We start from the raw sequence: 10,868 nt of genomic DNA on the forward strand, positions 1-10,868 counted from the left end.
CCCCTGGTTGTATGTTAGTTAACAGTTGATTCTTTCACAGACTGAACAATTTGATTCACTGTATTTACGTATAATTTATGTTCAACTTGTTGAATTTTATTTTGTAAGCTTTCTCTCGTATCCCCTTCAGAAACAACTACTGCTTCTTGCGCAATAATTGGCCCTGTATCCATACCTGCATCTACATAATGAATCGTTACTCCAGTTACTTTCACACCTGCTTCTAATGCTTGACCGACAGCATCTTTACCCGTAAAGCTCGGTAGTAATGATGGATGAATATTAATAATCTTCCCGCCGTATGCTTCTAGTAACGTCGGCCCGATTAAACGCATATATCCAGCTAAAATAACATAGTCAATTTCATATTCTTCTAGCTTCTTTAATATCTCTTTTTCAAACGCTTCTTTTGACTCATATGCTTTCGCTGAAAAAGCAAAACACGGAATATGATGATAATGTGCCCGACCAACAGCGCGTGCTTCTGGTTTATCACATACTAATAAACTAATTTCTGCATCCAATCTTTTTTCTTCTACCGCATTAACGAGAGATTGAAAGTTAGATCCGCTTCCAGAAGCAAAAACCGCTAATCTACTCATAGTGCTGTGCCCCCATTAAAAGTAACACCAGCTCCTTGTATAGTACGTCCAATAATACGAGCCGTTTCTCCTTGTTCTTCAAGAAGACGAACAACATCTTTTGCATCTTCTTCCTTTACTGCCACTACCATACCAATACCCATGTTAAAAATATTGAACATGTCTTTCTCTTCCAGGTTTCCAACTTCTTGAAGTAAACTAAAGATCGGCTGAATTTTCCAAGATCCTAGTTCAATCTCAGCACCGATTCCTTCTGGCAACATGCGTGGAATATTTTCAATAAATCCGCCACCTGTAATATGCGCCATACCGTATACTTCATGTTTCTTCAATAGTTCTAAAATAGGTTTGACATAAATTTTCGTTGGTTTTAATAATTCTTCACCAAGAGGTAGCTCTAAGCGACCATAAATACGCTCTAAAGATAGTTCTCCATCTTCTAGTAACACTTTTCGTACTAAAGAGTAACCATTGCTATGAATACCGCTAGATGCTAAGCCAATTAACACGTGACCAGCTTCAATTTTTTCACCTGTTATAATTTTCTTCTTATCAACAATCCCAACTGTAAAACCAGCTAAATCATATTCTTCCGTAGAATACATTCCTGGCATTTCAGCTGTTTCTCCACCGATTAATGCACAACCAGCTTGGCGACAGCCCTCTGATATACCTTTGACGATGTTTTCAATTTTACTAGGTTCAGCTTTACCACAAGCAATATAATCAAGGAAGAAAAGCGGCTCTGCTCCTTGGACAACAATATCATTTACACACATTGCTACTGCATCAATACCAATTGTGTCATGTTTATCTGCCATAAAAGCGAGCATCAATTTCGTTCCCACGCCATCTGTTCCAGATACTAATACAGGTTCTTCTAATGCAAATTTTGATAGATCAAACATACCTCCAAAACCGCCTAAACCGCCTAGTACTTCTTTTCTCATAGTTGTTTGTACGTGTTTTTTCATGCGAGATACCGCTTCATATCCAGCTTCAATATCTACTCCTGCTTGCTTATATGCATTCGCCATCGTTATTTACACCTCGTCTTTTAATTTCTCCCCATCCAGGGCGGGCTATTTTAAGAAAGGAGCTAGCTTCTACATCAAAAGAAGTAGAAGCTTTTTTCACTTTTCTTATTTCATACTTTCTAAAAGCTCTTGCTCATAATCATAAAGAGCTGTTGGATAGTCCCCATTAAAATAAGCCATACATAGACCGCCATATTTCCCTTCATATGGACGCCCAATTGCATCTACTAATCCATCTTCGCTTAAAAATGTTAAAGAATCTGCTCCGATCATTTCACGGATTTCTTCTACTGTATTATTTGCTGCAATTAATTCTTTTCTCGTTTGAATATCAATGCCATAAAAACATGGATACTTAAGAGGTGGTGAAGCGATTCTTACGTGAACTTCTGTCGCTCCAGCTTCACGAAGCATACGAACAATTCGTTTACTTGTCGTTCCTCTTACGATAGAATCGTCAATCATAACAACTCGTTTCCCTTCCACTACACCTCTTACTGCTGAAAGCTTCATCTTAACCCCTTGCTCACGCAGTTCTTGAGAAGGCTGAATAAAAGTACGTCCAACGTAACGATTTTTAATTAATCCTAATTCATACGGAATGCCTGTTGCCTCCGCATAGCCAATCGCTGCTGAAATACTAGAGTCTGGTACACCAGTAACAACATCCGCTTCAATAGGAGCTTCCGCTGCTAAACGTTTTCCCATATTTTTACGCGCTGCATGAACGTTAACACCAGCAATATTAGAATCTGGTCGTGCAAAGTAAATGTATTCCATACTACAAATCGCATGTTCTACATCGTTTGTAAAACGATCTACGTGAATTCCTTCATCATTAATGATAAGTAATTCACCAGGTTCTACATCGCGAATGTATGTTGCACCTACTACATCAAAAGCACATGTTTCAGATGCTACAACGTAAGCATTCCCCATCTTTCCAATTGAAAGCGGACGGAATCCATTTGGATCTAACGCAACGATCATTTCATTTCCAGTTAGTAAAAGATACGCAAACGCACCTTTCACTTTATTCAGAGCCTCTTTTACACTTTCAATTAAAGAGTCTTTCGTACTACGTTTAATAAGATGTAAAAGTACTTCTGTGTCTGAACTTGTTTGAAAAATACTTCCCTCTGCCTCTAATTCACGGCGAAGCATTTTTGCATTAATTAAATTCCCGTTATGAGCTAGCGCCATACTATGATCAGAAAAACGGAACAACAATGGTTGAACGTTAGCAACTTCACTTCCACCAGCTGTTGCATATCGTACATGTCCGATTGCTGATTTTCCATTTAATCCTTCTAGCTCGCCTCTTGAAAACACTTCTGATATTAAACCTAACCCCTTGTGACCGACGATTTTCTCACCATTATTTACGACAATGCCTGCGCCTTCTTGTCCACGGTGCTGTAAACTGTGCAATCCGTAGTATGAAACTTGTGCTGCATTTTCATGCCCCCAAATTCCGAAAACGCCACATTCTTCGTTTAACCCCTTTATTTCAGCAAGCATGGGATTGCCCCTTTCCAAGCCTTTCTCATTTCATCTACATTTGCTGTAAGTAATACTTCATTTTCTTCATTATGAATTGTTACTTCATTTGTACTTGTTACTTCTCCAACTTGGATTGCTTCTACCGCTTTCTCAAACGCCTCTTTATTTTCACGTTTTACAGTAATCACGAAGCGAGACTGTGATTCAGCGAATAATGCTGCTGTTGCTTCTCCATCTAATTTCACAGTAGCACCTAAGCCTTTAGCACCAATTGCACTTTCTGAAATCGCAACTGCTAAACCACCCTCAGCAACATCATGTGCAGATTGAACAAGACCAGCTTGAATTGCTTCTAATACTTGTTTTTGGCGTTTTAATTCTACATCTAAATCGATACTTGGTGATTGCCCGAAGATTTTACCGTGAATCATTTTCTGTAATTCACTTCCGCCAAACTCAGCTTTCGTCTCACCGATTACATAAACTAAATCGCCAGCTTGCTTAAACTCTTGTGTTGTTACATGTTTTAAGTCATGTACAAGTCCGACCATCCCAACAGTTGGTGTTGGATATACAGCTTCGCCACTACGCTCGTTATACATCGATACGTTTCCGCCGATAACTGGTGTTTGTAATGTGCGACAAGCTTCACTCATACCGTCTACTGATTTCTCAATCTGCCAGAAAATCTCTGGTTTTTCTGGGTTACCGAAGTTTAAGCAATCTGTAATTGCAAGTGGCTCCCCGCCAGAACATACGATATTTCGCGCTGCCTCTGCTACTGCAATTTTACCGCCCATTTCTGGATCTAGATAAATGTAGCGAGAGTTACAATCTGTCGTCATTGCTAATCCTTTTTCTGTACCGCGTACACGTACAACTGCAGCATCTGAACCTGGTGTCACAACTGTACTTGTGCGAACTTGGTAATCGTATTGATCGTATACCCACTCTTTACTTGCAATTGTTGGTTGCTGTAATAGAGCGAATAACGCTTCTTTATAATTTTCTACTTTTGGCGTTTCCATTTTCATTGCTTGGAATTCAGCAAAGTATGCTGCTTCTTTTGATGGCTTATGATAAATTGGTGCTTCTTCTGCTAAAGCATCTGCTGGAACTTCAGCTACCTTTTCACCTTTATGGAATAAACGAAGCATTTTATCTTCTGTTACTTTCCCCATCGTAACTGCTGCAAGACCATACTTCTCAAATAAATCTACTATTTCTTGTTCTCTACCTTTTTTCACAACAATTAACATACGCTCTTGTGATTCAGATAGCATCATTTCATATGGTGTCATTCCTGTTTCACGCTGTGGTACATCATCTAAATACATTTCAATACCCATTCCTGCTTTACTTGCCATTTCTGCAGAAGATGATGTTAAACCAGCCGCACCCATATCTTGAATTCCAACAAGTGCATCAGATTGAATTAATTCTAAACACGCTTCAATAAGAAGTTTCTCCATAAATGGATCCCCTACTTGAACCGCTGGACGTTTCGCTTCTGAACTTTCAGATAGTTCTTCCGACGCGAATGTTGCACCGTGAATACCGTCACGACCAGTCGATGCCCCTACGTACATTACTGTGTTACCAGCACCGTGCGCTTGCCCTTTTTTAATGTCTTCATGATTAATCAAACCTACGCACATTGCATTTACAAGTGGATTTCCTTCATAACATGGATCAAATTGTACCTCGCCGCCAACAGTCGGAATACCGATGCAGTTACCGTATCCTGCAATTCCTGCTACTACTTCTTCGAATAAATATTTCACACGTGGTGACTGTAATTCACCGAAACGAAGTGAGTTTAATAGAGCTACCGGACGTGCTCCCATAGAGAATACGTCACGAATAATACCACCAACACCTGTTGCAGCTCCTTGATATGGTTCAATAGCTGAAGGATGGTTATGACTTTCCATTTTAAATACAACTGCTTGATTATCACCTATATCTACAATCCCAGCACCTTCTCCAGGTCCTTGCAGAACACGCTCACCTGTCGTTGGAAACTTACGAAGAACTGGTTTTGAATTTTTATAACTACAATGTTCAGACCACATTACAGAGAATAATCCTGTTTCTGTATAATTTGGCAGACGACCTAAAATCCTTTCAACCATGGCAAACTCTTCGTCTGTTAGCCCCATTTCCGCATATATACGCTCTTCTTTAATTTGTGTTGGATTTGGTTCAAGCATTAACGACATATGTTTCCCTCCACTGTTTTAAGATAGATTGAAAGACTTTTAACCCTTCAGCACCGCCAAGTAATTCATCTACAGCACGCTCTGGATGTGGCATCATACCAAGTACATTTCCTTTTTCGTTTACAATACCAGCAATATCTGAAACGCTACCGTTAGGATTTTCTACGTAACGGAATGCGATTTGATTATTCTCTTCTAATTGTTTAAGAGTCTCTTCGTCACAATAGTAATTCCCCTCACCATGAGCGATTGGAATATTGATTATTTCATTTTTTTCATATTGTGATGTAAACATCGTTTCATTATTTTCAACACGCAACTGAACAGTGCGACACATAAATTTTAAGTTTTCGTTTCTCATTAACGCTCCTGGTAGTAATCCTGATTCAACAAGAATCTGGAATCCATTACATACACCTAAAATCGGCTTTCCTTGCTCAGCAGCTTTTTGCACTGCTTTCATTGCATTAGCAAAGCGAGAAATAGCACCGCAGCGTAAGTAGTCACCATAAGAAAATCCACCTGGTAGTAGAATTGCATCATATTCATCTAAATTCTCTGTATCGTGCCAAACGTAATCTACTTCTTCGCCAAGCTCATCTTTAATTGCATGGAACATATCGACATCACAGTTCGAACCCGGAAATACTATTACGGCAAATTTCACTGTGCGACAACCTCCTCAACTTCATAACGGAAGTCTTCCATTACAACGTTCGCTAATAGTTTTTCACACATTTCTTTTACCTTGCTATCTAAATCAGATACAGATTTATCAATTGTTAGTTCCATGTACTTTCCGATTCGAACGTCTTGTACTTCTGTAAATGAAAGACTATGAAGTGCTCCTTTTACTGCTGTTCCTTGTGGATCTAATACGCTTTCTCTTAATGTTACATATACCTTAACTTTATACATGTGAAATTCCCCCTAAACGTTTTAAAATCTCTTCATAAGCTTCTGTTAAATTTCCAAGATCACGACGGAATACGTCTTTATCAAACTTTTCATTGCTCGTTTCATCCCATAAACGGCAAGTATCTGGTGAAATTTCATCCGCTAAAATGATTTCTCCTTCTTCCGTTACACCAAACTCTAATTTGAAATCTACTAATCTTACACGACAGCTTGCGAAATGATCAATCAACACTTGATTGATTTGTAGAGCCATATCTCGTAATACACTTACTTGCTCTGGCGATGCAACGTTTAATACACGAATATGATCTTCCGTTACAAGCGGATCTCCTAAATCATCATCTTTGAAGTAAAATTCTACGATTGGTTCTGCAAGTACAGTTCCCTCTTCCATTCCTAATCGTTTTGAAAGACTTCCTGCAATTACATTTCTTGTGACAACTTCTAAAGGAATAATACTCACTTTTTTAACAAGTTGTTCTGTTTCAGATAACTTCTCAACAAAATGTGTTTTAATTCCCACTTCTTGTAACTTTCTGAACAATAAAGTTGTAATTTCATTGTTCAAACGACCTTTTCCTGTAATCGTCTCTTTTTTCTCCCCATTGAAAGCAGTCGCACTATCTTTGTACTCTACCCAAACCATATCTGCTGATTCTGTACGATAAATTCTTTTTGCCTTACCTTCATACAGCAATTCTAGCTTTTGCATTTCGCAAGCCCCCTGTAGTTTGAAAAATGTGAATAATGTTTTTATAAATAATGGCACAGAATGACTCTATTCTGTGCCATATGAAATTTTACGCTTCGTTTAATCCAAGGCGTTCAAAGATTGTATCAACGTGTTGCATGTGATGCTCATAGTTGAAGCATTCATTAATTTCTTCTTGTGTTAACTTGCTTGTAATACGCTCATCAGCTTCTACAAGCTCTTTAAATTGTACTTGTGTTTCCCAAGCTTCCATCGCTTTAGGCTGTACGATATCATAAGCTTCTTCACGTACCATACCTTTGTCGATTAGTGTAAGCATTACGCGCTGAGAATAAATTAAGCCGTATGTTCTTGTCATATTGCGTTTCATATTCTCTGGGTATACAGTTAAGTTTTTAACGATATTACCAAAGCGATTTAACATGTAATTTAACGCGATTGTAGCATCTGGTAAAATTACGCGTTCTGCTGAAGAGTGAGAAATATCACGCTCATGCCATAATGGAACATTCTCATAAGCTGTCATCATATAACCGCGGATAACACGAGCTAAACCAGTCATATTTTCAGATCCAATTGGATTACGCTTATGCGGCATTGCAGAAGAACCTTTTTGACCTTTTGCGAAAGCTTCTTCAACTTCACGTGTTTCACTCTTTTGTAAACCACGAATCTCAACTGCCATCTTTTCGATAGATGTTGCGATTAGTGCAAGTGTTGACATGTAATGAGCATGGCGATCACGTTGCAATGTTTGTGTTGAAATTGGTGCTGCTTCTAATCCTAAGTTTTCACAAACATACTTTTCTACGAATGGATCGATATTTGCATATGTACCAACCGCACCAGATAATTTACCAACGCGAACTGTATCAGCTGCTTGCTTGAAACGCTCTACGTTACGTTTCATTTCTTCATACCAAAGACCAAGTTTTAAACCAAATGTTGTTGGTTCTGCATGAACACCGTGTGTTCTTCCCATCATGATTGTGTATTTATGCTCTTTCGCTTTGTTAGCTAAAATGCTTACAAAGTTCTCTAAGTCTTTTAATATGATTTCATTCGCTTGTTTTAAGATGTAAGATAATGCTGTATCTACTACGTCTGTAGATGTTAAACCGTAATGAACCCATTTACGTTCTTCGCCTAATGTCGGCGTTTCTGATACAGCACGAGTGAATGCAACTACGTCATGACGTGTTTCTTTTTCAATTTCATAAATACGATCAATATCAAATGATGCATGTTCACGAATTTTTTTAACATCTTCTTTTGGAATGTCGCCAAGCTCAGCCCATGCTTCACAAGCTAAAATCTCAACTTCTAACCACGCTTTAAATTTGTTCTCTTCCGTCCAAATCGCACCCATTTCAGGGCGTGTATAACGACTAATCATCTTTTTCCCTCCAACAGTTGTTCTTGATGGTCCCAAATATGCAAACTCTTCGCTTTTTCTAGAGCAACTTCAATATTATCATTTAAAATATTAACATGCCCCATTTTTCGCTGTGCTTTTGCTTCTTCTTTTCCATACAAGTGTAAATAGCACCCGGTTAGTCTATTCACTTGTCTTAGGACCCCTTCTATATGTTCGCCTAAAATGTTTACCATGACAACTGGTTTTAACAAATTTGTTTCTCCTAGAGGTAAATTACAGATTGCTCGAATATGTTGACCAAATTGGCTCGTTTCACATGCATCCTGTGTGTAGTGTCCTGAATTGTGAGGTCTTGGTGCTAATTCATTAATGTAAATCTCACCATTAGCTGTAGCAAACATCTCTACAGCTAGTGTTCCCACAAGTTTTAATTCATCCGCAAGTACCTTTGCATAAGCAATTGCTTTTTGAGAAAGCTCTTCTGTAATACGAGCTGGAACGATAGATTCATGCAAAATGTTATTTACATGAATATTTTCCGCTACTGGAAACACTTTCGTTTCACCACTTACACTACGAATCACAATAACAGATACTTCTTTTTCAAAAGGCACCCATTTCTCTAAAATACACTCTGCTTTATCCACAAGATTTCTTGCTGTCTCAACATCAGCCTCACTTCTTAAAACAACTTGCCCTTTCCCATCATATCCACCTGTCGTCGTTTTTAAGACGGAAGGGAATGATAACTCAGCAATTGCTTCTGTAAGCTGATCTTGATTTTGAACTAATCTATACGTTGCTACTGGTAACCCAGCCTTCTCAATTCCATTCTTTTCTGTAAAACGATTTTGCGTTTTATTTAACAACTGACTACCTTGTGGCAAGTAAGCATGTTTTTCAAGCCATTGTAAACATCTATAATCAATATTCTCAAATTCATATGTGACAACATCACTTATCTCTGCTAAATGCTGAATTGCCTTTAAATCGTCATACGGTGCAACGATTTCAATATCAGCAACTTGTGCACATGGTGAATGCTTTGTAGGATCTAAAACAGCAATTTTATATCCCATCTCCTTGGCTGCCAATGCCATCATTCTTCCTAGCTGGCCGCCTCCAATAATGCCGATTGTTTTTCCAGGTAAAATGATTCTCGTCATACTAGCTCACTACCTTCGCGCACATCTTTTTCAATCGATTCTCGTCTCAATTCTAATGCATCATGTATATCATCATGGAATGATCCAAGTATTTGTGCAGCAAGTAATCCAGCATTCGTTGAACCGGCTTTACCAATTGCAACAGTTGCAACTGGAACCCCCCCTGGCATTTGGACGATGGATAATAATGAATCTAAGCCGTTTAATGCTTTTGATTGAACTGGAACTCCAATTACAGGAAGATTTGTCTTCGCTGCAACCATTCCTGGTAAATGTGCTGCTCCACCAGCTCCAGCAATAATAACCTTCAATCCACGTTCACGAGCCGTCTCTGCATATTCAAACATATAATCCGGAGTCCGATGAGCGGATACAACCTTTTTCTCATACGGTATATTTAATTCATCTAAAATGTCACAAGCATATTTCATTGTTTCCCAGTCTGACGTACTTCCCATTATGACTCCAACTAGTGATTTCATATTAGAATCCCCCCGATTCAAATAAAAAAAGCCTGAAATAGAACAGTTTCTCTTTTACTATGAGAGAAAGCGCTCTACTCAGGCATACGTATCCCTTGTGAATAGAAAAATACCGAGTGACTTTCCCTCATAGTCTAACGAATAACGGTCGTTAGGTAGAGACTTGCAGGCCATATCCCCGCGATTATATGAGGTCTTATATTATTGTTTCTATGGCTATATTAACAATATTTCATAAACGATGTCAATAAATAATCGAATGTTTTTTTATTAGTAGTCAATAACGTTCGTGTTTTAGTTATATTCAAAAGAAGAATTGCAACTATATGCAAGAATAAAAGGGAATTAGAATATATATTTCTAGAGATCTATTTACTTATAATCGTTTATATAGTACTTCAGTATGTTTTAAATCAAAATATGTACACTCTTGTATTCTACACATCAATAGAACTTTTATTATAACGATTTAATTTCTAAGGAGGATAAACATGAAAGAAAGAACTACGCTATTATCCTATTTATTTTTTCTATCGCAGTAATTGTTGTAATTATTGAATACTTATTTATAGCATCTCATTATTTAAAATATATACTTATGATAGAAATAATGTGTCCTATTTTAAAAGTCTCTATTTCATTCTTTTTTCGTCTTTAGCGTTATTAAATTTATGGATTATAACATTCGGTAAATAAAAATAAACACAAAAAAACCTAAGTCGAAACGACTTAGGTTTTTGCTTGGCGACGTCCTACTCTCACAGGGACAAGGTCCCAACTACCATCGGCGCTAGAGAGCTTAACTTCCGTGTTCGGTATGGGAACGGGTGTGACCTCTCTGCCATCAT

General features: G+C 38.1%; 10 protein-coding genes, 1 rRNA gene, 1 pseudogene and 1 riboswitch. Of the genes and pseudogenes, 1 reads left to right on the plus strand and 11 read right to left on the minus strand.

All coding sequences use genetic code 11. The features are described from left to right. Positions 1 to 14 precede the first annotated feature (14 nt). The 10 genes from purN to purE all read right to left on the minus strand — a co-directional run bounded on the left by purN (position 15) and on the right by purE (position 10,020). Positions 15 to 602 (minus strand): phosphoribosylglycinamide formyltransferase, encoded by a 588-nt coding sequence (gene purN / locus ASE54_RS20420; protein ID WP_000088579.1) that lies wholly within the window; start codon positions 600 to 602, stop codon positions 15 to 17. Continuing rightward, positions 599 to 1,639 (minus strand): phosphoribosylformylglycinamidine cyclo-ligase, encoded by a 1,041-nt coding sequence (purM, locus tag ASE54_RS20425; protein WP_001262424.1) that lies wholly within the window; start codon positions 1,637 to 1,639, stop codon positions 599 to 601. Before purM ends, purN begins: the two co-directional genes overlap by 4 nt. A gap of 105 nt (positions 1,640 to 1,744) precedes the next feature. Next, complete coding sequence (gene purF, locus ASE54_RS20430; RefSeq protein ID WP_000879034.1) at positions 1,745 to 3,160, minus strand: amidophosphoribosyltransferase; 1,416 nt, start codon at positions 3,158 to 3,160, stop codon at positions 1,745 to 1,747. Beyond that, positions 3,145 to 5,364, minus strand: coding sequence for a phosphoribosylformylglycinamidine synthase II (gene purL / locus ASE54_RS20435; RefSeq protein WP_000055594.1), 2,220 nt, complete (start codon positions 5,362 to 5,364; stop codon positions 3,145 to 3,147). Before purL ends, purF begins: the two co-directional genes overlap by 16 nt. Further along, positions 5,348 to 6,031 (minus strand): phosphoribosylformylglycinamidine synthase subunit PurQ, encoded by a 684-nt coding sequence (gene purQ / locus ASE54_RS20440; protein ID WP_000666782.1) that lies wholly within the window; start codon positions 6,029 to 6,031, stop codon positions 5,348 to 5,350. Before purQ ends, purL begins: the two co-directional genes overlap by 17 nt. Beyond that, positions 6,028 to 6,282: a phosphoribosylformylglycinamidine synthase subunit PurS gene (purS, locus tag ASE54_RS20445; protein ID WP_000278823.1), complete on the minus strand. Its 255-nt coding sequence runs from the start codon at positions 6,280 to 6,282 to the stop codon at positions 6,028 to 6,030. Before purS ends, purQ begins: the two co-directional genes overlap by 4 nt. Next, positions 6,275 to 6,994 (minus strand): phosphoribosylaminoimidazolesuccinocarboxamide synthase, encoded by a 720-nt coding sequence (gene purC / locus ASE54_RS20450; RefSeq protein WP_001170545.1) that lies wholly within the window; start codon positions 6,992 to 6,994, stop codon positions 6,275 to 6,277. Before purC ends, purS begins: the two co-directional genes overlap by 8 nt. 88 nt (positions 6,995 to 7,082) lie before the next feature. Further along, entirely contained in the window at positions 7,083 to 8,390 is a 1,308-nt protein-coding gene (gene purB, locus ASE54_RS20455; RefSeq protein WP_000625687.1) for an adenylosuccinate lyase, read from the minus strand. Then, positions 8,387 to 9,538, minus strand: coding sequence for a 5-(carboxyamino)imidazole ribonucleotide synthase (purK, locus tag ASE54_RS20460; RefSeq protein WP_000196768.1), 1,152 nt, complete (start codon positions 9,536 to 9,538; stop codon positions 8,387 to 8,389). The genes purB and purK overlap by 4 nt, the downstream gene beginning before the upstream one ends. Then, on the minus strand, positions 9,535 to 10,020 hold the full coding sequence (purE, locus tag ASE54_RS20465) for a 5-(carboxyamino)imidazole ribonucleotide mutase (protein WP_000839369.1): 486 nt from the start codon (positions 10,018 to 10,020) through the stop codon (positions 9,535 to 9,537). The genes purK and purE overlap by 4 nt, the downstream gene beginning before the upstream one ends. A 110-nt stretch (positions 10,021 to 10,130) precedes the next feature. Continuing rightward, positions 10,131 to 10,232, minus strand: a riboswitch (purine riboswitch). 279 nt (positions 10,233 to 10,511) lie between these two features. On the opposite strand from purE, the pseudogene ASE54_RS37185 reads away from it, so the two are divergent. Next, positions 10,512 to 10,716 (plus strand): annotated as a pseudogene (locus ASE54_RS37185) (hypothetical protein). A gap of 43 nt (positions 10,717 to 10,759) precedes the next feature. Here ASE54_RS37185 and rrf read toward each other — a convergent pair. Next, positions 10,760 to 10,868: ribosomal RNA gene (rrf, locus tag ASE54_RS20470) — 5S ribosomal RNA — on the minus strand; the annotation flags it as partial.

The organism is Bacillus sp. Root131, from assembly GCF_001429475.1.
In the GTDB taxonomy this organism is placed as follows: domain Bacteria; phylum Bacillota; class Bacilli; order Bacillales; family Bacillaceae_G; genus Bacillus_A; species Bacillus_A thuringiensis_S.

Excerpts from the sequence above, each read along its gene's own strand:
- purL (WP_000055594.1), bottom strand. The coding sequence starts at position 5,364 with ATGTCGTTAATGCTTGAACCAAATCCAACACAAATTAAAGAAGAGCGT.
- purK (WP_000196768.1), bottom strand. The coding sequence starts at position 9,538 with ATGACGAGAATCATTTTACCTGGAAAAACAATCGGCATTATTGGAGGC.
- purN (WP_000088579.1), bottom strand. The coding sequence starts at position 602 with ATGAGTAGATTAGCGGTTTTTGCTTCTGGAAGCGGATCTAACTTTCAA.
- purC (WP_001170545.1), bottom strand. The coding sequence starts at position 6,994 with ATGCAAAAGCTAGAATTGCTGTATGAAGGTAAGGCAAAAAGAATTTAT.
- purF (WP_000879034.1), bottom strand. The coding sequence starts at position 3,160 with ATGCTTGCTGAAATAAAGGGGTTAAACGAAGAATGTGGCGTTTTCGGA.
- purE (WP_000839369.1), bottom strand. The coding sequence starts at position 10,020 with ATGAAATCACTAGTTGGAGTCATAATGGGAAGTACGTCAGACTGGGAA.
- purB (WP_000625687.1), bottom strand. The coding sequence starts at position 8,390 with ATGATTAGTCGTTATACACGCCCTGAAATGGGTGCGATTTGGACGGAA.
- purS (WP_000278823.1), bottom strand. The coding sequence starts at position 6,282 with ATGTATAAAGTTAAGGTATATGTAACATTAAGAGAAAGCGTATTAGAT.
- purM (WP_001262424.1), bottom strand. The coding sequence starts at position 1,639 with ATGGCGAATGCATATAAGCAAGCAGGAGTAGATATTGAAGCTGGATAT.